Source organism: Pseudomonas sp. Ag1 (assembly GCF_000278565.1).
GTDB lineage: Bacteria > Pseudomonadota > Gammaproteobacteria > Pseudomonadales > Pseudomonadaceae > Aquipseudomonas.
Map to the genome: position 1 here is coordinate 119,450 of NZ_AKVH01000106.1, position 23,529 is coordinate 142,978.

Consider the following 23,529-nt stretch of genomic DNA (forward strand, 5'->3'; position numbering starts at 1 on the left):
AGGAGATGCAGATGAACACCGTACGCTGGGGCATGATCGGCTGTGGCGATGTCACTGAACTCAAGAGTGGACCCGCCTTCTACAAAGCGCCAGGTTCTGCGCTGGTGGCCGTGATGGGGCGGCGCGAGGAGGCCGTGCGCGATTATGCGGCACGCCACGGCATTGCCCGTTTCTACACTGACGCCCAGGCGCTGATCGACGACCCGGAAGTGGAGGCGGTCTACATCGCCACACCGCCCGACAGCCACCTCGAATACAGCCTGATGGTGGCCGCTGCCGGCAAGCATTGCTGCGTCGAGAAGCCCATGTCCCTGAATGCCGAGCAAAGCGCGCTGATGCAACGCACCTTCGAACAGGCCGGGCTGCACCTGTTTGTCTCCTATTACCGGCGTTCCCTGCCACGCTTCCAGCAGGTGCGGGACTGGCTGCAGGACGGGCGCATCGGCGAATTGCGTCATCTGACCTGGACCCTGTGCAAGCCGCCTTCGGAAGACGATGCCAGCAGTGCCAACTGGCGCACCGACCCGGCGATTGCCGGCGGCGGGTATTTTGCCGACCTGGCCAGCCACGGTTTTGACCTGTTCCAGTACCTGGTCGGGGATATCGTCGAGGTGGCCGGGTTTACCGCGCGCCAGGCGGGGCGCTATGCCGCCGAAGATGCCGTCACCGCCTGCTGGACGTTCGCCTCGGGCGCGCTGGGCATGGGCTGCTGGAACTTTGTCGCCGACCGGCGCGAAGACCGGGTGGAGATGATCGGCAGCAAGGGCCGCATCACGTTTTCGGTGTTCGATGAGGCGCCGTTGCGGCTTGAGGGCGAGACCAGCGAGGTGCTGGAGGTGCCCAACCATGCACATATCCAGTGGCATCACCTGCTGGGGATGAATGCGCATATTCGCGGCGAGAGCAAACACCCGGCACTGGCGATCGAGGCGTTGAAGACCGACCGGGTCATGGATCGGGTGCTACAACGTAACCCCAACCTGGCGGTTTAGCGGTGCTTTGATTTTGTCTTTTTAAGGAATGAACGGATGAAAATGAAAGCAGCCTGGATTGTGCTTTGCCTGGCGTTGGCCGGGGCCGCGACAGCAGCGCCACGGGCCCAGGGGCAGGCCGGGGAGTTTGACTTTTATGTGTTGTCGCTGTCCTGGTCGCCGACCTTCTGCCTGACGCACCCGGACGACCAGCAGTGTTCGGGCAAGGGCTACGGGTTTGTCTTGCATGGGCTGTGGCCGCAGTACGCGAAGGGCGGCTGGCCGGCGTCGTGTGAGCCGCAGTCGCGCTTGTCGGATGCAGACTTCGCCCGGGGCAGGACGCTGTTCCCGTCGCCCAAACTGCTCAGGCATGAATGGGCCAAGCACGGCACCTGCAGCGGCCTTGAGGCTTCGGCTTACCTGGACAAGACCGATGCAGCGCTCAGCGTGGTCAAGATCCCGCAGCAGCTTGAGCCCTTCAATGTCCGAAGCGGCCTGGGCGCGCGGGACATCGAAGCGCTGTTTCGCGAGAGCAACCCGGCCATGGGCAACCATGGCCTTGCGGTGATCTGCAAGGGTGCCGTGCTGACCGAGGTGCGGGTGTGCCTGACCAAGGACCTGGCGTTTGCCGGCTGCCCCCGCAGCGTCAAGAGCCAGTGCCGGGATGGCGATATTCGGATCCCGACCCAGCGCTAAGCGGACTCAGGCGGGCCCATAACCTTTATGGGCCTGCTCGATCTCCTCCACCAGGCGGTCAATACCCGCCAGGCGTGCCCGGTTGTCGTGGTCCCAGGGATGGAACCCGGGCTTGAAGTAATGCAACCAGGGCAGCGCCATGCGCGGGAACACGCCCTTGGGCCCGTACAGAAACTTGAGCATCCGCCAGAAGCCCTTCAAATGCCCGCCCGAACGCCGGTCGGCAAACAACAGGCGCAGGTGAAAGTCCAGGATCGTCAGCCAGAACAGCCCCGTGGTGATGAGCATGGTGGAAGTGCGCAGCAGATAACGCTTGGGCCCGGGCTTGATCACGCTGTTCCACACATCAAACGCCACCGCCTTGTGCTCGGTTTCTTCCAGGGCATGCCAGTACCACATCTGCTGGTAACCCTTGACCGAATCCCCGAACCGCGACGGGTCGCTGAGGAGGATTTCCGCGAGCATCGCGGTGTAGTGCTCCAGGGCAATGGTCACCGCCAGGTTGAAGGAGGCGGGCAGGTATTTCTTTTGCGCGTCGAGGATCATCTTCAGCCGACGGTCGAGGGTATTCGCCGGCAGCCCTGCGGCCTGCAGCAGATCGTTGTAGGCCACGTGCTCGCGGCTGTGCATGGCTTCCTGGCCGATGAAACCCTGGATTTCTTTCTTCAGCTCCGGGTCTTCGATGCGCTGGCGGTAGTGACGCACGCTGTCCATGAAGAACAGTTCGCCCTGGGGAAACAGCAACGACAGTGCGTTGAAAAAGTGGGTAATGAACGGGCCTTGTTCATGCCAGTCCTTGATGCGTTCGGCCGGCAGGGCAAAACGGAGGTCGCGGCGAATCGGCAGCATGGTCGGTACTCCAGTTCAGAGACGGTGCTCTTCGTTGGTTTCAAGGACGGGCGAGGGCGCATTGCGTTGCTTGGGCGCCATGCGTTTGCTGGCCAACACCACCAGCGCTTGATAGGCGGCAGGCAGGCAGCGGGCGAGCAGGTCCAGAAAATAGGCGTCGCGGCCAATCAGCACGCGGCGTTTGTTTTTGCGTACGCCTTGCAGGATAACTTTGGCGGCCTGGTCGGCGTCGGTGATGAACAGCTTTTCGAAGTCGGCCCGGGCCTGCTGTTCGCTGTGAATCAGGAAGCCGGTCATGTTGGCGTCGATCCGGCTGCTGCGGCAGATGTCGGTGCGGATCCCGCCAGGGTGCACGCAGGTGGCCGAGATCCCGCTTTTCTGCAGGTCGAGTTCCTGGCGCAAGGACTCGGTAAAACCACGCACGGCGAACTTGGTGGCGTTGTAGCCGCTCATGCCCGGCTGGGCGAACAGGCCGAACACGCTGGAAGTGTTGACCACATGCCCATCGCCGCTGGCCTTGAGGTACGGCAAAAAGGCCTTGGTGCCGTACACCACGCCCCAGAAGTTGATCCCGACGATCCATTCCAGGTCGGTGTAGTCCACGCCTTCGACGGTGCTCGACAGCGCGACGCCGGCGTTGTTGAAGATCAGGTTGATCTGGCCATGTTCGGCGGCGCATCGGGCGGCCCAGTCTTCCACGGCCTGGCGCTCGGAAACGTCCAGCACCTGCGAGGTGACCAGCACCGGTGCAAGCACCTGGGCCTTGATCAGTGCGACGGTCTGCTCCAGGCCCTGGCTGTTTTTATCCGCCAGCGCCAGGTGGCAGCCTTCACGCGCCAACGCCAGGGCCAAGGCGCGGCCCATGCCGGAAGCGGCGCCGGTAATGGCCGCCACGCGGCCGTTGAATGACTTCATGACAGGCTCCCTTCTGCGGTGGTGTGGGGCGTTGCGGCCGGGCGCGCGGTGGACGGTATCGGCACCAGGCTGGCGACGTAGTCCTTGAGGGCGAAATGCCGGGTGACCTGCTTGAAACGCCAGGTGGAGCCGGGCCACAGCGTGGTGTTCTTGCCGGTGCGTGGGTCGAGGTACCAGCTCTTGCAGCCGCCAGTGGACCAGATGGTGCCGTTGAGTTTTTCCTGCAGCCTGGCGTTGTAGGCCAGTTCCACCGCCGGCTTGACGTCCACCGTGGCGATGCGATGACGCTGCATTTGCTGCAGGGCATCGAGGATGTAGGTGACCTGGGCCTCGATCATCAGAATCATCGAGTTATGCCCCAGCCCGGTGTTGGGGCCGACGATCAGGAACAGGTTCGGATAACCCGGCACCGTGGTGCCCAGGTAGGCGTGGGCGCCGTCTTGCCAGGTGTCCATCAGGTCGATGCCGTGGCGCCCGATGATGCAGTTGCGGGGCAGCGGATCGGTGGCCTGGAAGCCGGTGCCGAAGATGAGGCAGTCAGCCGGGTGCTTGATGCCGTCGGCGGTGATCACCCCGTCGGCCTCGATGCGCAGCACGTTGTCGGTTACCACCTGCACATTGCTGCGGGACAGGGCCGGGTAGTAGTCGTTGGAGATCAGCACGCGCTTGCAGCCGATGGTGTAGTCCGGCGTCAGGGTCTTGCGCAGGGAAGGGCGGGCCACTTGTTTGTGCAGGTGGCGCACGGCGATTTTCTGCACCATTTTCATCAGGCGCGGGTGCAGGGCAAAGCCCACCACGCGACCTTCCAGTGCCCAATAGAACGCGCCGCGTACCAGGCTCTGGGTGAACGGCAGGTGCTTGAATGCCCAGCGCTCGAAGCGTGAAATCGGCCGGTCGGGCTTGGGCATGATCCACGGCGGGGTGCGCTGGAACAGGTCCAGGTGGGCCACCTGCGGCGCAATCTGCGGCACGAACTGAATGGCACTGGCGCCGGTGCCGATCACCGCCACGCGCTTGCCCTTCAATGAATACTCGTGGTCCCACTGCTGGGAGTGGAAGCGCTTGCCCTTGAAGCTGTCCAGGCCCGGAATATCCGGCAGTGCCGGGCGCGACAGGCCGCCCATTCCCGACACCAGCACCCGCGCACTCACCTGGCGGCCATTGCTGAAGCTCAGGCTCCAGCGCTGTTGCGCCTCATCAAATACCGCCTTCTTTAGGCCCATGCCAAAGCGCAGGAACGGCGCCAGTTCGAAGCGCCGGGCGCACTGCTCCAGGTAGGCTCGAATCTCCGCCTGTGGCGCAAATTGCCGGGTCCAGTCCGGGTTGGGCGCAAAGGAAAACGAATAGACATGGGATTGCACGTCGCAGGCGCAACCGGGGTAGTGGTTGTCCCGCCAGGTGCCGCCGAGAGCATCGGCCTGTTCGGCAATAAAGAAGTCGTGGAACCCGGCTTCCTTGAGTTTGATCGCCATGCACAGCCCGGCAAATCCGGAACCGATGATGGCGATGTCGATGGTGTCATGGGCATTCATAGGCTGTCCCTCGTGGGCCGGTGGCGCCTTACGGGTGTCGACATCGGATGTGCTCCTTGTTTTTGTTTTGGCTTTTTAGATAGAACACCATTGCAAAGGAAAATTGAATTATTTATTTTAAAAAAGATTTTAAATAATCTACCTGAAAATATCGTCTAGGCTACGACCGAGTTCCTCATGTGCGACTTATCCGACGGACGAGAGCTTGTACGCACACAGTTAAGGTCCAGGGTGGACGATGGCTGAGGCCTTGACCAATTCCGGTCGGGCCGCCAGCAACGCAGGGATGCAGAGGACCGAGCTATGGCTGTCGAGTGGGTTGTCGCTGCGGGTGTGTGTGTAGGATTAAGCGTAGTGTTGTGGGCCTTCAGTGCCCGGATGACACGGCGTATAGAGGCTGCTGTTCCGATCAACGGGCGCTTTCTGGAGATCAACGGCGAGCGCTTTCATTATGTAGACGAGGGCAAGGGCCCACCGCTGGTGATGATCCACGGGCTGATGGGCAGCAGTCGCAACTTGACGTACGCCTTGTCTGCCCAATTGCGTGAGCACTTTCGAGTGATCACCGTGGATCGTCCGGGGTCGGGTTATTCCACCCGGCATGCCGGCACGGCCGCGGACCTGCCTGGCCAGGCCCGGCAAGTCGCCAGCTTTATCCAGACGCTGGACCTGGAGAAGCCGCTGGTGCTGGGGCATTCCCTCGGCGGGGCGATTGCCCTGGCCCTGGCCCTGGACCATCCCCACGCGGTGTCCGGATTGATCCTGGTGGCGCCCCTGACCCATCCCCAGCGCCTGCTGCCGCTGGTGTTTATGTCGTTGGCGATACGCCCGGGATGGCTGCGACGCTTTATGTCGCACACCCTGACCATGCCGATCGGATTGCTGACCAAAGGCTCGGTGGTCAAGGGCGTGTTTGCCCCCGACCCGGCCCCGGAAGACTTCGCCACCCGTGGCGGCGGCTTGTTGGGCATGCGGCCCGAGAACTTCTATGCCGCCTCCACCGAGATCAACCTGGTCAACGATTTCCTGCCGGACATGGTCAAGCGCTACCCGCAGCTGACGTTGCCGATCGGGCTGATTTATGGCGCGCAGGACAAGGTGCTGGATTTCCGCAAACACGGGCAGGCCCTGGCCAGCCTGGTGCCGGGCCTGAAGCTGCAGCTGGTGGAAGGGCGCGGGCATATGTTGCCGATCACGGCCACCGAGCGTGTCGCGGCGGTGGTCGAGCAGATAGCCAAGCGCGTCCGGCCGCCGGAAAGCGCCACGGTGTTGCACCCGCCGTTTGCGTTGGCGAGTAAATAATTGTGCGACTGAACTCGCGGTTCGAACTCGTCAATGCTTGCCCTAGACACCTGACCAAACGGCTGAAAAAGAGACTGCCCGGTCACGTTCAAAAGGGTTCAAGAAACTAGTTGACGACCTAACGATTCCGCGCTATTTATTTAAAAAAATTATTTCAATGTCTAATTTGAAACAATTTTTGAAATGCCTAAGAGCGAATAAAATAATGAAAAAAACGCCTTTTATCGCATGGTTGAATTCTCGGGGCAGTCACCGCTCCGTGTACCTGTCCAGTGTTGATTTTTGCTCCCTGCCTACCTGCGTCGTGCGGAGGCTGCCATGAATCAGACCCTGGCTGCCCCGAACGTCTGGACCGACGGCAAGCGCCACCTGTGGTGGCTCGGCATCATGCCCCTGGCAACCCCAATTCTCTCTGGCGCCCTGGCCATCACTACCGGCGTGCAACAACTGTGGTGGGTCGGTGTGCTGGTGATCTTCGGCCTGATCCCGCTGGTCGACGGCCTGCTGGGTGAAGACGTCAGTAACCCGCCCGAGTCCGCCGTCAGCAACCTCGAATCCCAAAGCTACTACCGCTGGATCGTCTACACCGGCGTGCTGTTTGTCATCTCATCCCTGGTGGTCACCGGGTGGCTGGCCGCAGGCGGCATCGACTGGATTATCAATGGCGGCCTGTTGCATGCCACCGCCACCCTGGCCCCGTCGAGCTGGCTGGCGAAAACCGCCGCGTTCATCACCGCGCGCACCGAGCTGCATGGCCAGGTGAGCTGGTTCACCTACCTGGGCATGGCAATGTCCACTGGCGCTGCCACCGGCATCGCCATCAACACCGCCCATGAGCTGGGGCACAAGCCGCGCCTGCTGGAAGTCGTGCTGGCCAAGATCACCCTGGCGCCGACCTTCTACGGGCACTTCTACACCGAACACAACCGTGGCCACCACGTGCGCGTCGCCACCCCGGAAGACCCGGCCAGTTCGCGGTTGGGGGAGAGCTTCTGGGCCTTCCTGCCGCGCTCGGTATGGTTCAGCGCACGCTCGGCGTGGAACCTGGAACGTGAACGCCTGCGCAAACTCGGCCTGCCGGCCTGGCACTGGAAAAACGCCGTACTCAGCGCCTGGATGTACAGCGTGGTGTTGTGGGGCGCGATGATTGCCTGGCTGGGCGCGGCAGTGATTCCATTCCTGATCATCCAGGGCATCTACGGTTTCTCGCTGCTGGAAGTGGTGAACTATGTCGAGCACTACGGCCTGAAACGCCAGAAGTTGCCCAACGGTCGTTATGAGCGTTGCTCGCCACGGCATTCCTGGAACAGTAATCGGATTGTCACCAATATCTTTCTGTTCCAACTGCAGCGGCACTCCGACCATCACGCCAACCCAACCAGAAGTTATCAGTCACTGCGTCATTTTGATGAATCGCCGCAACTCCCATACGGTTATGCCAGCATGATTGTCTGGGCGTATGTACCGTACTTGTGGCGACGACGCATGGATCACCGGGTACTTAATCATTACGCCGGGGATATTACCCTGACCAATCTTCAACCTTCACAGCGTTTGAAGTACCTGGAGAAGTACAGCAACACCACCAGACCCTTCTAACGAAAGCAGTCAGTTGTAGGGCGTACTCGGGATCTGTGCATCGCGCAGGTTTTCATCGCCCAGGCTTTACCGGTTTCGAGTACGGCTTAGTTGCAAGACAGTTGTTTGACCCGAACAAAAATAAAATTAAGGGAAGGACGTACACCATGCAAACCCCTGCCAAGTTCACCACGCACATTGTATTGGCTGCCCTGGGCCTGATCGTTTACCACCAGGCCCAGGCCGCCCGTATCGAACCCGCCGGCAGCGCGTTTACTGCCCAGGGCCCCATCAGCTTTTCCAAAGGCGCGCTGATCAGCGCGGATTGCACCATCAAGGTCGCCGGCAAAGTGGCGGCGGATGGCTCGTCGGTGAATGTCGACAAAGTTGAATTCGACGGCGGGCTCAAGTGCAGCCGGGTCGAAGCCATCAACTTGCCTTGGGTATTAGTGGCTAAAGATACCAGGAGCGGCTCGATGTCGAAGATCGCCGTGGATGTGCATGCCTTTGGTTTGGGCGGCAAGTGCGGGCCTTCTACTGCCGATGGAACCTGGGATAACGCCACCGGCAAGCTGGAAGCGTCGAATGTGCCTATCGGCGAAGACTGCAAGATCAAGACGGTGTCGATCAAGATGCCGCCGAGTTTCAAAGTTGTTGAGTAACAGTGGGATGTTGTAGCGGTAATTGAATTGAAATTTGGCTGGAAAGGGAAGTTCTGCAGATTCACCGTGACCTCTCGATCATGGCCATTACCCCTGGCGAAATGACTCGCCATAACATGTGAGGAAAAATAATGAAAAGCTTGAAAACCCTCGTGTCTTTGACTGCTTTGACTGTTTGCATGGGTGCTGCTTCGATGGCCAGTGCGGCGTCTTTCAGCCCTATTGGTGCAAGCATCACCGCTAACGGCAGCATTACGGTCAAATCGCCGTCGTCGTTTCAGCAGCCAGTGACTTGCAACATTCTTTTCCAGGGTGTTGTTAACGCCGATGGTACTGCCAATATCAATAGCGCCACCGTATCGGGTTCCAACAGCCTGTGCGCATTGCCCAAGATGACTAACCTGCCATGGAAACTATCGGCTACCTCCGTTACTGCGGGTACCGTGACCAACGTTGGCTACACCATCGCAGGTGCACCGCCAATCATTCCTGCCACCAACTGCGGCCCGACCACTATTGCCGTGGGCCTGGCGTCAACTGCCAGCCCAGCTTCCAGCACGATCACTGCAACCAACCAGACGCTGACCGGCAGTTGCACCGTGGTGTCGCTGAGCCTCACCGCACCGGGTGCCGTGGTAATTCCTTGATAGGCGTACTCCGTAAAAAGGGTTGATCACCCCGATGGAAGGCAGGCGCCTCGCGAGAGGCGCTTGTTCAGGGATGGACAGCCAACGGATCGGCTGACAACACCGTTCATTGCGCTTGGTGAATACATCACCAGACAGGTGGAAAAACATGGAAAGCTTGAAAACGTTCGTGGGTGCTACTGCTGTTGCAATGTGCATTTGTGCGGCTTCGATGGCCAACGCGGCGTCTTTCATTCCTGCCGACCAATCATTTACCACCGTTAACGGCACCCTGACGCTGAAGTCGCCGTCTTCGATGAGGACACCTGTAACGTGTAATATCCAGTTTGTTGGGCGGGTATCCCACGATGGTTCCACGGCAAGTCTGACCAGTGTTTATATCGCTGGCAGCAACGCCATGTGTGCCATGTATCGTGTCAGTAACTTGCCATGGGTATTGAGTCCAACAGCCAGTGCTTTCGGCGCATTATCTAATGTCAGTTTCACTGTGGCGAGCCTTCCGCCAATCATTCCTGGTACTAACTGCGGTCCTGCAACTATTAGCGTTTCTCTCTTCAATAACACCGATGGCTTAAATCTCTATGCAATCAATCAGGTACTTCCCGGTAGCTGTGAAGTTGTGTCGATGCGCTTCGCAATGCCATACCTGATGATAAATCCTTGATAAACGAATTTTGATCGGCTTGCGCCTCAGGCGAGGTGTCTGGCCATGTAACTGATGCCGGCGGAGCCGGTGGATAACAATAAAAAGTCTGGGGACTAAGACAATGCAAAGCCTTACCACACGTATTTCTCTAACTGCGCTGCTGCTTGGCCTGGCATTCACATCCTCAATGACCCACGCGGCATCGTTTGCCCAGGCGGGCGCCGCATTTACTGCCACTGGCTCGATCTCTACCGCAGTAAAACTTTTGGTATGGACACCCGTCCCTTGCACAGTCGCGCTGACCGGAAAGGTCGCTTCCGACGGTTCAAGTGCGACCATCACCGGTGCCACTTTTACGGGCAACGCACTGTGCGGAGTTTCCGGGCCGCTTAATCTGCCGTGGACCCTCGTACCGACGAATGCCAGCACCGCAACACTTTCAGGTTTCGCCGAGAAGTTCTTCTCCGACACGTGCGCGTCTCCAAGTACGTTGACCACGCAATGGAGTGCTGCTGATAACACCTTTAGCCTCCTTAGCCCTCACACCGTAAGCGACAGCTGCCGAATCACGGCATTCAGTTTCAAGCCTTCGCCAGTCCTCACGATTAGTCCTTGAACTTGATCATCAGGTCAAAGGTTGAAATATGCCCCTGAACGGGCAAACGAAGCAGCAAGACGAGCCGGCTCGAGCAGGCTCAGTTTGATAACAATAAGGAGTGCCGCATGAATAATAAAAAACAACAGGTGCAGGCTGTATTGGGGCTCGCATTGCTGGGGGGGCTGATGATTACCGCTCCGGCGCAGGCAGGTGGTTTTGCTACCCCGACCTATGGCGCGCAGGGCTGGGGCCGTGCCTTTGGTGGTGGTTCGCTGTTCAAGGATGACCCTTCAGCTGCGTACAACAACCCGGCTGCCATGGCATTTATTGATCACACTATCGTGCAGCAAACCGTCGACTACGCCCGCGTCAATATCAAGTACAAGGGTAGTGCTTACGACTACAAGGGAGATCCGAGCAGTTCCAGCGTCATTGATCCGTTGACAGGTATACCTACCTCAACCCCGCGCACAGGCAACGGCGGCGAAGCAGGCTTCACCGCTTGGCTGCCTACCGGCTTTGCGGTGATTCCGCTCAATGACCGTTTTGCGCTCGGCTTTAGCGCTGTTGTCCCTCAAGGCATGAAAAGTACCTGGGACCCGGACTGGAAGGGTCGCGACTTCGCCGTCGACACCAAGATCGAAACGGTGGGTGTGACGGGCTCGCTGTCGTTCAAGGTCAACGACCAGTTCTCCATTGGTGGTGGCGCCATCGTGCAGCACAGTAGTGGCTTCGTCAGCCAGAACGTCGACCTGCTGGCAGCGGCGGCCTTGTCGCCAGGATTGGGCGGTGCACCCTTTCCTTCAGGGGTTGGGCATGCCTTGATGCGGGTCAAGGTAGATAACACCTCTGTCGGCTGGTTTGCCGGCGTGGTCTGGAAGCCAACGCTGCAGGATACTGTTGGCCTGAACTACCACGCCAAGATCAAGAACAAGCTGGAGGGTAATTACAATATCTATGCCGATGACGGCTCCAGAAGCCTGATGACCGATATCAACCCTGCTTTCGGCAAAACCCTGGTAGAGCAGGCGTACCCGGGCCTGCATCTGTACCCGGATGGCGCCAACGCCTCAACCCAGCTGGATATTCCGGCCAATGCCGCGATTGATTGGGTGCACGTGTTCAACGACCGCTTCACCCTGGGTGTCAGCGCCATGTGGACGCAATGGTCTTCGTTCAAGGACCTGACCCTGAAGTCCGACGGCAGCACCATCGTGTCGATTCCCTACAAGTACCGTGACGTCTGGATGCTGTCGGTGGGCGGTGACTACAAACTCACCGACGACTGGACCGTGCGTGCCGGTGTCGCCAATGACCAGACTCCAACCCGTAACTCCACACGTGACCCACGTATTCCTGACGGTGACCGCTGGTTTGCTTCCCTGGGCCTGAGCTACGCCGTAAGAGCTATTCCGGGGCTGACCCTGGACGGTGCGTACTCCCGGCAGTTTGTGGAAGAGGTCAAGTTGAAGACGCAGAACGTCGATCGTCTCGGCGGCGCACGCCTGGATGGCAAGGTCGACAGCAAAGGGGAGGTGGTCAGCCTATCAGCGACTTACGCGTTCTGATCGCGTGCAGTGAAGTGAATTGACTAGCCGATAAAGGAGGGCAGCAAGCGCATCTTGCTGCTCTTCCGGCATTTCTCACGTGTTCCCTTTGATCCACCAGGCTGACTTGCTCAGCCCTTGATTTTTTCGTCCAAGCATTAAATAAAAATTTCAAAACAAAATTTGAATTTATCTTTTCAAGTTTGTAGTGTGGCTTTACGTCACAGGTCATTCCGATCTGCCCGGGCGTTGGCCGTACCCTGAATTGAGTAGAGGTATCCCCATGGTTATCTGGTTATTGGCGGGACTCGCAGCAGCGATTGCCCTGGCGTATCGACAAGCCGCTGCCACCCTCTGGCTGGGTGCCGGCCTGGTCTGGCTGGCGGCCGGTTACCTGTTCAACGCAGTCGCCGGTTTCGGCGCCGGCGTCGTGGCGGTGCTGGTGGTGTTGCCCGCGCTGCTGCTGACGATCAAACCCCTGCGCCGCACCCTGTTGACCAGCAAGGCCCTGGGCCTTTTTCGCGGCATCATGCCGGCGATGTCCGACACCGAGCGTGCTGCCATCGAGTCCGGCACCGTGTGGTGGGACGCCGAGCTGTTCAGCGGCAAACCCCGCTGGGAACGCCTGCTGCAAGCCGCACCGGCCAGCCTCAGCGCTGAAGAACAGGCCTTCCTCGACAACGAAGTGGAGACCCTGTGCGACATGTCCAACGACTGGGAAACCACCCAGGTCTGGCAAGACATGTCCCCCGAAGGCTGGCAGTACACCAAGGATGCCGGCTTCCTCGGCATGATCATTCCCAAGCAGTACGGCGGCAAAGGCTTCTCTCACTATGCGCATTCGCAAGTGGTGATGAAGCTCTCGACCCGCTGCTCGGCGGCGGCGATTTCAGTGATGGTGCCCAACTCCCTGGGCCCGGCCGAACTGCTGCTGCACTACGGCACCGACGCCCAGCGCAACTACTACCTGCCACGTCTGGCACGGGGCGAAGACATCCCGTGCTTCGCCCTGACCAGCCCGTATGCCGGCTCCGACGCCGGCGCGATTCCAGACCTGGGCATCGTCTGTAAGGGCATGCACGAAGGCGAGGAAGTACTGGGTTTCCGTGTGACCTGGGACAAGCGCTACATCACCCTCGGCCCAATCGCCACGGTGCTCGGCCTGGCCTTCCGCGCCGAAGACCCGGACGGTCTGCTCGGCCAGCCGGGTTCCCTGGGCATCACCTGCGCGTTGATCCCCACCACCCATCCGGGGGTGAACAGCGGCCGGCGTCACTGGCCACTCAACGCGGTATTCCAGAACGGCCCGACCACCGGCAAGGATGTGTTTATCCCGCTGGAATGGGTGATCGGCGGCCGCGAGCAAGTCGGCAACGGCTGGCGCATGCTGATGGAATGCCTGGCGGCTGGCCGGGCGATTTCCCTGCCGTCGGCCAACGTCGGCCTGGGCAAGGTGGCTGTGCGCGGCACCACCGCTTATGCGGCGATGCGCAAGCAATTCGGCCTGCCCATCGGCAAGTTCGAAGGCGTGCAGGCGCCCCTGGCGCGCATGGCCGGGCATTTGTATGCCTGCGACGCGGTGCGCAAGGTCTCGGTAGCGTCATTGGATGCCGGTGAAAAACCCTCGGTGATCTCGGCCATCGCCAAGTATCACGTTACCGAGCGGGCACGCATCATCGTCAACGACGGCATGGACATCGTGGCCGGCAAGGGCATCTGCATGGGGCCCAACAACTTCCTCGCCCGGGCCTACCAGCAAAGCCCCATCGCCATCACGGTGGAGGGCGCGAACATCATGACTCGCTGCCTGATCATCTACGGCCAGGGCCTGATCCGCTGCCATCCGTATGTGTTCCGCGAGATGGAAGCGGCGCGCAATACGGACCGGCGCAAGGCCCTGGTGGACTTCGACAGCGCAATGTTCGGTCACCTGAGCTTCGTGCTGGCCAATACCGTGCGTGCCGCAGTGTATTCGCTGACGGGCGGACGGCTGATTTCCGTGCCGGGCAAGACCGATCCGGCGCTGGCGTCCTACTACCGCCAGGCCAATCGGCTGTCGGTGGTGTTGGCGTTGATCTCGGACATTTCCATGGGCGTGCTGGGCGGTGCCCTCAAGCGCAAGGAAAGCATCACCGGGCGGCTGGGGGACATTCTGTCCCAGCTGTACATCCTGTCCTGCGTGCTCAAGCGTTTTGAGGATGATGGCCGGCCACAGGCAGATTTGCCGCTGGTGCATTGGGCGGCCCAGGACGCGTTGCTGCGCGCCCATGAGGCCCTGGCCGAAGTGCTCGACAACTACCCGTCGAAAGCCGCGGCGGCGGTGGTGCGTGGCTTGACGTTCCCGTTCGGTATTCCACAGCGCAAACCGTCGGATCGCCTGTTGGCGCAAGTGGCGGAGCTGGTGCAGGTGCCGGGGGAAACCCGCGACCGCTTGCTGGGCAATTCCTACATTCCTCGGCCGGAAATCGACAAGCTGGCTTACGGCGAGCTGGCCTTGCGCCTGTTGCCGCAAGTGGAGCTGATCGAGGCGCGGCTCAAGGGGGCGATCAAGCAAGGCCTGATCGAGCCAATGCCGATTTCCAGTGCGGCGTTTACTCCGTGGCGAGTCAAGGCGCGGGCGCTGGACCTGATCAGCGAGGAAGACGACAGCTTGCTCGCGCGCTATGTGGAATATGGCGATCACGCGATCCAGGTGGACGACTTCCCGCAGGACTTCGGTTTGCTGGAAGCCTTGCAACAGCGCCAGCAGGCGCTGGAACAGGCCGCCAAACCGAGCGCAAGACGCCGCGCCAACCAAGGCGAAAACGCGCCGGTCAACTGACTGGAACTGGAGGAACACGACCCCTGTAGGAGCTGGCTTGCCTGCGATAGCGTTGGTTCAGTGCCAGATGTGTTGGCTGACACACCGCAATCGCAGGCAAGCCAGCTCCTACAAGGATCGGGTTTCCATGGCAACACCGTGTTTGTGAGTGAGTTTATCCATGAGTGACAGCTACCTTTCTTTCGTCAATTCCCCCTGGGGAGCCTGGCTGGCCCGCACTGCCGGGCTGCCCCAACCCCTGGCATTGCAACGTCACCGCAGCGGCCAGCAAGGCCTGGCCAACCCGGTAATCGTCGCGGGGGTAGGGCGCCTGGGGGCGCAAATCCAGCGCATCTTCACCGCCACCGATACAGTGACCGCCACCGCTGCGACCCTCAAGGCACCCTCCACGGTCAAGGTCCAGGGCGCCGTGTTCGACGCCAGCGACATTGCCGACCTCAAGCAGTTGGATGAGCTCTACGAATTCTTCCACGCCAACGCCAGGCGCCTTGGGCAACACGCCCGGGTGGTGGTGCTCGGCACCGCGCCGGAGCAGTGCAAGGACCTGCCCCAGGCCATTGCCCAGCGTGCCCTTGAGGGCCTGGTGCGTTCGTTGGCCAAGGAGTTGCGCCGGGCGATCACCGTGCAGTTGATCTACGTCGCACCGGGTGCCGAAGACGGCCTGGAAAGCAGCCTGCGGTTCTTCCTGTCGCGGCGCTCGGCCTATGTCTCGGGGCAGGTGGTGCGCCTCGAAAAACCCGTCGATAGCCCAACCGAAATCAACTGGGACAAACCCCTCGGCGGCCGCCGTGCCCTGGTCACCGGCGCCTCCCGTGGCATCGGCCTGGCAATCGCCCAGGTGCTGGCCCGCGATGGAGCCCATGTGGTCTGCGTGGATGTGCCCCAGGCCCAGGATTCGCTGCAACAGGCGGCCGGCAGTGTCGCAGGCACCGCACTGGCGCTGGACATCACCGCCACCGATGCCACGCAGCAGTTGCACGCCCATGTCAGCCAACACGGTGCATTCGACGTGGTGGTGCACAACGCCGGGATTACCCGCGACAAGACCATCGCCAAGATGACTGAGACCGCGTGGCGCAGCGTACTGGCGGTCAACCTGGAAGCACCGTTGCACCTGAGCACGGCGCTGCTGGAAAGCCAGGGCCTGAATCCGGGCGGGCGGATCGTGTGTGTCTCATCGATTTCCGGTATCGCCGGCAACCTCGGGCAAAGCAACTACGCCACCTCCAAGGCCGGGGTGATCGGCCTGGTACAAGGCCTGGCCCCGCAGGCGGCGGCGCAGCAAGTGACGGTGAATGCCGTGGCACCGGGCTTTATCGAAACCCAGATGACCGCGAAGATCCCGCTGATGATTCGCGAAGCGGGGCGGCGGATGAACTCGATGTCCCAGGGCGGGCAACCCATCGACGTGGCAGAAACCATCGCCTGGCTGGCGCATCCGGCATCCGGCGGGGTCAATGGCCAGGTGGTGCGGGTCTGCGGCCAAAGCCTGTTGGGAGCCTGAGCATGGACTATGTGACGCAGATTATTGACCCGCCGCCCTCGCGCTCGCGGCTGTTGCTGGACGGGGTATTGGGGCTGCGCAAACCGAAGCTGGAAGGCGAGCCGACGTTGCCGAAAGAACGCCTGGTGCGTTCGGCCGTCGAGCTGTCTGCCCAAGGGATCGCGGCTTACGGTCGGGCCTGTGGTTTCCGCCATGAGCAAGGCGTGCCGCTGTCCTATCCCCATGTGCTGGCGTTCCCCTTGCACCTGATGTTGCTGACCCGCCCGAGTTTCCCGTACCCGGCCAGCGGCATGGTGCATTTGGCCAATCGCATCCGCCAGCATCGACGGCTGGAGGCGGGCCAGGCCTTGCGCCTGGAGGTGTATTGCGAACGCTGGGTCGCCCATCCCAAGGGCCAGGCCCTGAGCATCGCCACCCGTGCCTACAGCGCGGGCGCCCTGATATGGGAGAGCGACAGCCTGTACCTGCGCCGTGACGTAAACGCGCCGGTTGGCGAGCCGTGGGACGACGCGTTGCCCTTGCAGGAAGAAGGTTTGCTGCGCACTCAACGCTGGGTGCTGCCGGCGGATCTGGGGCGGCGTTTCGCCAGGGTCTCGGGGGATTTCAACCCCATTCATACCTCGGTGATCGGCGCCCGATTGTTCGGTTTTCGCCGGGCCATCGCCCACGGCATGTGGACCCTTGGCCGCGCCCTGGCCGCCCAGCAACCCCCCGGCGGACTGGACCAGGCCGAGGCCCATTGCGACTTCAAGCTGCCGATCTTCCTGCCCGGCCAGGTGGCGCTGTGGAACGTTCCGCCAACCGGCCCGCGCCGTGAGTTTGAAGTGCGCAATTTCGCCGGTGACAAACCCCATATGCGTGGGCTGTTTATCTGGAATGAGACCGATCGATGAGTGACTACAGTTTCAACCCGGCCCCGACGCGCCGCGTGGCGATTATCGGCGGCAACCGTATCCCGTTCGCCCGCTCCAACACTGTGTACGCCCATGACAGCAACCAGGATCTGCTGGTCGCCGCCCTGCAAGGCCTGGTGGACCGCTACAACCTTCACGGCCTGCGCCTGGGCGAGTTTGCCGCGGGTGCGGTGATCAAGCATTCCCGGGATTTCAACCTGGCCCGGGAAAGCCTGCTGTCTACCACACTGTCTCCCGAAACCCCGGCCTACGACCTGCAACAAGCCTGCGGCACCGGCCTGGAAGCGGCGTTGCTGGTGGCGAACAAGATCGCCCTTGGGCAGATCGAAGTGGGCGTTGCCGGTGGTTCCGACACCACCTCCGACGCGCCCATCGGCATCAACGAGTCCCTGCGCCGCACCTTGCTTTCAGCCAACCGCGCCAAGGGCACCGGCGCCAGGTTGAAGGCCTTGATGGGGGTGCGCCCGTCGATGTTTTTCAAGCCGCTGCTGCCGCGCAATGGCGAGCCGCGCACCGGCTTGTCCATGGGTGAACACTGCGAGGAAATGGCCAAGCGCTGGCAGATCAAGCGCCTGGCCCAGGACGAGTTGACCCTCACCAGCCACCAGCGGCTGGATGCGGCGTACAAGCAGGGTTTCTTCGATGATTTGATCAGCCCGTATCGCGGCCTGGCCCGGGACAACAACCTGCGGGCCGACGCCAGCCTGGAGAAACTTGCCGGCCTGTCACCGGCCTACGACCGCCAGAACGGCACGCTCACCGCCGGCAACTCCACGCCCCTGACTGACGGCGCGTCGGTGGTGCTGCTGGCCAGCGAGGAATGGGCCGCCGAGCGCGGCTTGCCCGTATTGGCGTACCTGCGAACCGGTGAAACCGCTGCGGTGAATTTCGTCGACGGCACCGAAGGCCTGCTGATGGCGCCGGCCTACGCCGTGCCACGCATGCTCAAGCGCGAAGGCCTGACGTTCGCCGACTTCGATCTGTTCGAGATTCACGAAGCCTTCGCCGCTCAGGTGCTGTGCACCCTCAAGGCCTGGGAAGACCCGGATTACTGCCGCGACCGCCTGGGCCTCGACGCGCCGCTGGGCAGCATCGACCGCAGCAGGATGAACGTCAACGGCGGCTCCCTCGGCTGCGGCCACCCCTTCGCCGCCACCGGTGGCCGGCAACTCGCGGCACTGGCCAAGGCGATCCACCAGCGTGGCGGCGGCCGCGGCCTGATTTCGATCTGCGCGGCGGGTGGGTTGGGCATTACCGCTATCGTCGAAAAGTAGTTCCCACCATAAAAACAACAAGGAGACTGCCATGAACGCTGTAAGCCTGGAACAGACCGAACGCCTCTGGTTGAACGCTTACCTGCCCGGCGTACCGGCAGACATCGACGCCGGCATCGAGGATTACCCGTCGTTGCGCGAGGTGTTCCTGGAGCACCTGCACAAATTCCGCGACCGCGTGGCCTACGTCAGCATCGGCACCGAAATGACCTACGCCGACTGGGAGGTGCAGGGCATCGCCTTTGCTGCGTGGCTGCAAGCCCAGGGTGTGAAGAAGGGCGACCGGGTGGCGCTGATGATGCCCAACTGCTTGCAGTACCCGATCTGCCTGCTGGGCACGATTCTCGCGGGTGCGGTGGTGGTCAACGTCAACCCGCTGTACACCGCCCGGGAGCTGCAGCATTTGCTCAAGGACAGTGGCGCAGAGACCCTGGTGATCTTCGAAAACTTCGCCCACACCCTGGAGAAGGTGGTGGCCGCCAGTACCGTCAAACGTGTGGTGATCGCGGCCATCGGTGACCTGCTCGGCACCTTCAAGGGCGCGGCGATGAACTTCATCCTGCGCAGCGTGCAGAAGCAGGTGCCGCGTTTCAACCTGCCAGGAGCCGTGCGCTTCAACCAGGTGCTGAAGCAGGGACGCGGCCAGACCCATCTCGCCGTGCCGATGAACCGCGAAGACCTGGCCTTCCTGCAATACACCGGCGGCACTACCGGCGATGCCAAGGGCGTCATGCTCAGCCACCGCAACATCATCGCCAACCTGTTGCAGGCCAAGGCGTGGGTCGGTGATCAGCTCGATCAGAACCAGCAGGAAACCAACGTCACCCTGCTGCCGCTGTACCACATCTTTTCCCTGACGGTGAACTGCCTGATGTTCATGTGCCTGGGCGGGCGCAACATCCTGATCGCCAACCCACGGGATGTGAAGCGGGTGCAGATGATCCTGCGCAAGGAGCGTTTCAACGGGATTGCCGGGGTGAATACGCTGTTCAACGGCCTGCTGGAAAACAAGGAATTCTGCGCCCGGGATTTTTCCGATTTGCGCATGGTGATCGCCGGCGGCATGGCCACCCATACCGCTGTGGCCAAGCGCTGGAAGGAAGTCACCGGCTTGCCGATCATCGAAGGCTACGGCCTCACTGAATGTTCGCCGGTGGTGAGCATCAGCCCCATCGACATCTCACGCATGCGCGAGATGGAATTCACCGGCAGCATCGGCGTACCGTTGCCGTCGACCTGGGTGCGGTTCATTCGTGAGGACGGTGAGCTGGCGGAACTGGGCGAGCAGGGCGAACTGCAAGTACGCGGCCCGCAGGTGATGCAGGGTTACTGGAAACGCCCGGCGGAAACCGCCGAGGTGCTGGATGCCGAAGGGTGGTTGTCTACCGGGGACATCGGGGTGATGAATGAGCAGGGCTTCATCCGCCTGGTGGACCGCAAGAAAGACATGATCCTGGTGTCCGGGTTCAACGTGTACCCCAACGAGATCGAAGACGTGGTGGCGTTGCATCCGGGCGTGGCGGAAGTGGCGGCGATCGGGGTTGAGGATGGGGTGACCGGCGAGAGGGTCAAAATCATCGTGGTACGCAAGGACCCAAGTTTGACCCAGGAGCAGATTCTGGCGCATTGCCGGGAGTATTTGACGGGGTACAAGGTGCCGCGGTTTGTCGAGTTTCGTACGCAGGAGTTGCCCAAGACGACGGTGGGCAAGGTGCTGCGCCGGGCACTGCGCTAAGCCTGAGTGAACGCGGTCAAAAATGTGGGAGCGGGCTTGCTCGCGAATGCGGTGGAACAGTCGATGGAGATGTTGACTAACAGACCGCATTCGCGAGCAAGCCCGCTCCCACATTTGATCTTTGGTGGCTGAACGGTCGCAGTCAGTCGTCGAATCCCACCTGCTCATGAATCTCATCGACCTTCAATTCCAGCCGATACGCCACGGCAATGAACAACGCCTGGCACAGGCACAGCGTCGCACTCAGTGACCTGAACGCAAACGACGAGCCTTCATTCACCAGCAACACCGTGCTTGCCCGCTTGGCCAGGGGCGACAGGTTGCTGTCGGTAATGATCAGGGTCTTGGCCTGATGGTGCTGGGCAATCCGCAGGCAGTGCTGGGTTTCCTTGCCGTAGGGCGTAAAGCTGATGGCAATCACCAGGTCGTTGGCCCGCACACTGCGCATCTGCTCGCGATAGCTGCCGCCCAACCCCGAGACCAGATGGATGCGCTTGTTGGTGTGCTGCAGGTTGTACACCAGGTAGTCCGCCACGGCGAACGAGCGGCGCACGCCCACCACGTAGATATTGTCGGCATTCACCACCAGGTCCACGGCCTTGTCGAAGGCTGCGTCATCCAGTTCCAGCCCCAGGCGCTCGATCCCGGAGAGGGTGGCATTCACGCACTCACGCGCCAGGTCGCCGCCGCTGGCTTTCTGCGACTTGTTGGCGATCATGCTGCGGATGCGTTGCTGGTAGTTCTGCACCGGCGTGGTCTTGTGGGTGTAGGCCTCGCGGAACAGCGCCTGCATTTCACTGAAACCACTGAACCCGAAACGCTGGGAAAACCGCACGATGGCCGACGGGTGCACTTCGCATTCACGGGCGATATCGCTGATGCGGTCGACCATGATCCGGTCGCTCTGCTGGCTCATGTAGCTGGCGATGCGCTTGAGCTGGCGCGGCAGGCTCTCGTATTCATCGGTGATCAGCTGCAACAACCGCTCGGCGTTCAGCGGCGGGCTGGCGAGTGCGTCTTCCGGGGCGCTCTGGGACATAGGGAATCCTTCTGGCTTGTTCTTATAGGGCGCGTCGAGGCGCCCCTGACAATAAGTCGATGTGCGCAAGTCTACAGCGTAGGCGCAAAAAAATACCTCGGCATCCCGCCCCACGGTGCAGCTGAAACGATGCACTGCGGCTGGAACATACCGATGATGGCGTATTGGAAAATATATTCCACAAAAAATATTTATAGAATAAATATTGATTGGCGTCACCAGACGTTCTAGTCTGCTTGCACCAAGAGCGTATGCCGCCACCGCGACGGCACACGCAGGCTGATAAAAATAACAGGAGCCAGCATGGGCCAGACTCGTTTTGCCAGTGGGCGTCAATTGGATCTGATTTGCCTGGGACGCCTGGGCGTCGACCTTTACGCACAACAAGTGGGTGCACGGCTGGAGGATGTCTCGAGCTTCGCCAAGTACCTCGGCGGTTCCTCCGCCAACATCGCGTTCGGCACTGCGCGGCTGGGGCTCAAGTCGGCGATGTTGAGCCGGGTAGGGGACGACCACATGGGGCGTTTCCTGCTGGAGTCCCTGGCCCGCGAAGGCTGTGACGTCAGCGGCATCAAGGTCGACCCGGAACGCCTCACCGCCCTGGTGCTGCTGGGCCTCAAGGACCGCGAAACCTTCCCGCTGGTGTTCTACCGCGAGAACTGCGCCGACATGGCCCTGCGCGCCGAAGACATCAGTGAAGCGTTCATTGCTTCCAGCAAGGCGTTGCTGATCACCGGTACCCACTTCTCCACCGACGGCGTGTACAAGGCCAGCATCCAGGCCCTGGACTACGCCGAGAAGCACAACGTCAAACGCGTGCTCGACATCGACTACCGCCCGGTGCTCTGGGGCCTGGCCGGCAAGGCCGATGGCGAAACCCGGTTTGTGGCCGACCAGAATGTCAGCCAGCACGTGCAGAAAATCCTCCCGCGTTTTGACCTGATCGTCGGCACCGAAGAAGAATTCCTGATTGCCGGTGGCAGTGAAGATTTGCTCACGGCATTGCGCACGGTGCGTGGCCTGACCTCGGCCACCCTGGTGGTCAAGCTTGGCCCCCAGGGCTGCACGGTGATCCACGGCGATATCCCGGCCCGCCTTGAAGACGGCGCGATCTACCCCGGGGTACGGGTGGAAGTACTCAACGTGCTGGGCGCCGGCGATGCCTTCATGTCAGGCTTCCTCAGCGGCTGGCTTGAAGACGCCAGCGACGAGCGCTGCAGCCAGTTGGCGAATGCCTGCGGCGGCCTGGTGGTGTCGCGCCATGCCTGCGCGCCGGCCATGCCGACCCGCGCCGAACTCGATTACCTGTTCAACAGCCCGGTGCCGATTACCCGCCCGGACCAGGACGCGGTGCTGCAACGCCTGCACCAGGTCAGCGTGCCGCGCAAGGTCTGGAAGCAGCTGTTTGTATTTGCCTTCGACCACCGCTGGCAGTTGGTGGAACTGGCCCAAAAAGGCGGCCAGGACCCGGCGCGCATCAGCGCCCTCAAGCAACTGTTTATCCAGGCCGTGGAACGGGTTGAAAGCAAACTGGCGGAGCAGGGCGTCGAGGCTGACGTCGGGATTCTGGCCGACCAACGCTTCGGCCAGGACGCGCTGAACGCCGCCAGCGGTCGCGGCTGGTGGATCGCCCGCCCGGTGGAAGTCCAGAACTCACGGCCGCTGGCCTTTGAACACGGGCGCTCGGTGGGCAGCAACCTGATTGCCTGGCCCCGGGAGCAGATCATCAAGTGCCTGGTGCAATTTCACCCCGATGACGAGCCATTGCTGCGCCTGGAACAGGAAGCGCAACTCAAGGCCCTGTATCAGGCGTCCCTGGTCAGCGGCCATGAGCTGCTGCTGGAAGTCGTGCCCCCCAAGGATCACCCGTCCACCTATCCCGACGTGCTCTATCGCAGCCTCAAGCGCCTGTACAACCTGGGCATCTACCCGGCGTGGTGGAAGATCGAGGCGCAGTCGGCGGCGGACTGGAAAAAGCTCGACGAGCTTATCCAGGAGCGCGATCCCTACTGCCGGGGCGTGGTGCTGCTGGGCCTGAACGCTTCCGCCGAGTGCCTGGCCGATGGCTTCCAGCAAGCCAGCCAAAGCCAGACCTGCCGCGGGTTCGCCGTGGGTCGCACGATCTTCCAGGAACCGAGCCGAGCCTGGCTGGCGGGGGAGATTGACGATCAAGCCTTGATTGAGCAGGTGCAGTGCATCTTTGAGCAGTTGATTAATGCTTGGCGCAGATCTCGAAGTTAAACACGCAATCAAATGTGGGAGCTGGCTTGCCTGCGATGGCATCACCTCGGTACACCTG

General features: G+C 61.3%; 19 protein-coding genes. 15 read left to right on the top strand and 4 right to left on the bottom strand.

Annotated features, from left to right (window positions below; genetic code table 11):
* Positions 1-11 precede the first annotated feature (11 nt).
* Together A462_RS09965 and A462_RS09960 are read left to right on the top strand one after the other, a co-directional pair.
* Positions 12-992, top strand: coding sequence for a Gfo/Idh/MocA family protein (locus A462_RS09965; protein WP_008437124.1), 981 nt, complete (start codon positions 12-14; stop codon positions 990-992).
* Between the two features lie 36 nt (positions 993-1,028).
* A complete protein-coding gene (locus tag A462_RS09960) occupies positions 1,029-1,667 on the top strand; it encodes a ribonuclease T2 family protein (RefSeq protein WP_003214647.1) in 639 nt (212 codons plus the stop codon).
* 6 nt (positions 1,668-1,673) lie between these two features.
* On the opposite strand, the gene A462_RS09955 is transcribed toward A462_RS09960, so the two are convergent.
* From A462_RS09955 to A462_RS09945, 3 genes are read right to left on the bottom strand one after another with little or no spacing between them, the layout of a single operon-like run.
* Positions 1,674-2,516, bottom strand: a complete 843-nt coding sequence (locus A462_RS09955) for a metal-dependent hydrolase (protein ID WP_003214649.1) — start codon at positions 2,514-2,516, stop codon at positions 1,674-1,676.
* A 15-nt stretch (positions 2,517-2,531) separates the two neighbouring features.
* Positions 2,532-3,431, bottom strand: coding sequence for an SDR family NAD(P)-dependent oxidoreductase (locus A462_RS09950; RefSeq protein ID WP_008437125.1), 900 nt, complete (start codon positions 3,429-3,431; stop codon positions 2,532-2,534).
* Complete coding sequence (locus tag A462_RS09945) at positions 3,428-4,963, bottom strand: flavin-containing monooxygenase (protein WP_008437126.1); 1,536 nt, start codon at positions 4,961-4,963, stop codon at positions 3,428-3,430. The genes A462_RS09950 and A462_RS09945 overlap by 4 nt, the downstream gene beginning before the upstream one ends.
* Before the next feature lie 303 nt (positions 4,964-5,266).
* On the opposite strand from A462_RS09945, the gene A462_RS09940 reads away from it, so the two are divergent.
* The 12 genes from A462_RS09940 to A462_RS09895 all read left to right on the top strand — a co-directional run bounded on the left by A462_RS09940 (position 5,267) and on the right by A462_RS09895 (position 20,191).
* Positions 5,267-6,265, top strand: a complete 999-nt coding sequence (locus A462_RS09940) for an alpha/beta fold hydrolase (protein WP_032899598.1) — start codon at positions 5,267-5,269, stop codon at positions 6,263-6,265.
* Positions 6,266-6,583: 318 nt separating this feature from the next.
* Positions 6,584-7,864: an alkane 1-monooxygenase gene (locus tag A462_RS09935; protein ID WP_008437141.1), complete on the top strand. Its 1,281-nt coding sequence runs from the start codon at positions 6,584-6,586 to the stop codon at positions 7,862-7,864.
* A gap of 146 nt (positions 7,865-8,010) precedes the next feature.
* Positions 8,011-8,505, top strand: a complete 495-nt coding sequence (gene praA, locus A462_RS09930) for an alkane oxidation protein activator PraA (RefSeq protein ID WP_008437144.1) — start codon at positions 8,011-8,013, stop codon at positions 8,503-8,505.
* A gap of 131 nt (positions 8,506-8,636) precedes the next feature.
* Complete coding sequence (praB, locus tag A462_RS09925) at positions 8,637-9,152, top strand: alkane oxidation protein activator PraB (protein WP_008437145.1); 516 nt, start codon at positions 8,637-8,639, stop codon at positions 9,150-9,152.
* Between the two features lie 148 nt (positions 9,153-9,300).
* Positions 9,301-9,816 carry an alkane oxidation protein activator PraB gene (praB, locus tag A462_RS33595; protein WP_083853232.1) on the top strand — a complete coding sequence of 172 codons (516 nt, stop codon included), beginning with the start codon at positions 9,301-9,303 and terminating at the stop codon, positions 9,814-9,816.
* A gap of 103 nt (positions 9,817-9,919) precedes the next feature.
* On the top strand, positions 9,920-10,414 hold the full coding sequence (locus A462_RS34305) for a hypothetical protein (protein WP_008437146.1): 495 nt from the start codon (positions 9,920-9,922) through the stop codon (positions 10,412-10,414).
* A 107-nt stretch (positions 10,415-10,521) separates the two neighbouring features.
* A complete protein-coding gene (locus tag A462_RS09920; RefSeq protein WP_008437147.1) occupies positions 10,522-11,964 on the top strand; it encodes an outer membrane protein transport protein in 1,443 nt (480 codons plus the stop codon).
* A gap of 262 nt (positions 11,965-12,226) precedes the next feature.
* A complete protein-coding gene (locus A462_RS09915) occupies positions 12,227-14,764 on the top strand; it encodes an acyl-CoA dehydrogenase (RefSeq protein ID WP_008437148.1) in 2,538 nt (845 codons plus the stop codon).
* A gap of 160 nt (positions 14,765-14,924) precedes the next feature.
* Positions 14,925-16,268 carry a 3-oxoacyl-ACP reductase gene (locus A462_RS09910; RefSeq protein WP_008437149.1) on the top strand — a complete coding sequence of 448 codons (1,344 nt, stop codon included), beginning with the start codon at positions 14,925-14,927 and terminating at the stop codon, positions 16,266-16,268.
* Positions 16,269-16,270: 2 nt separating this feature from the next.
* Complete coding sequence (locus A462_RS09905; protein WP_008437150.1) at positions 16,271-17,161, top strand: MaoC/PaaZ C-terminal domain-containing protein; 891 nt, start codon at positions 16,271-16,273, stop codon at positions 17,159-17,161.
* Positions 17,158-18,456, top strand: coding sequence for an acetyl-CoA C-acetyltransferase (locus A462_RS09900; RefSeq protein ID WP_008437151.1), 1,299 nt, complete (start codon positions 17,158-17,160; stop codon positions 18,454-18,456). The genes A462_RS09905 and A462_RS09900 overlap by 4 nt, the downstream gene beginning before the upstream one ends.
* 31 nt (positions 18,457-18,487) lie before the next feature.
* Positions 18,488-20,191 (top strand): AMP-binding protein, encoded by a 1,704-nt coding sequence (locus tag A462_RS09895; RefSeq protein ID WP_008437152.1) that lies wholly within the window; start codon positions 18,488-18,490, stop codon positions 20,189-20,191.
* 142 nt (positions 20,192-20,333) lie between these two features.
* Here A462_RS09895 and A462_RS09890 read toward each other — a convergent pair whose 3' ends face one another.
* A complete protein-coding gene (locus A462_RS09890; RefSeq protein ID WP_003214679.1) occupies positions 20,334-21,230 on the bottom strand; it encodes a MurR/RpiR family transcriptional regulator in 897 nt (298 codons plus the stop codon).
* 303 nt (positions 21,231-21,533) lie between these two features.
* On the opposite strand from A462_RS09890, the gene A462_RS09885 reads away from it, so the two are divergent.
* A complete protein-coding gene (locus tag A462_RS09885) occupies positions 21,534-23,471 on the top strand; it encodes a bifunctional 5-dehydro-2-deoxygluconokinase/5-dehydro-2-deoxyphosphogluconate aldolase (RefSeq protein ID WP_008437153.1) in 1,938 nt (645 codons plus the stop codon).
* The last annotated feature ends 58 nt before the right edge of the window (positions 23,472-23,529 follow it).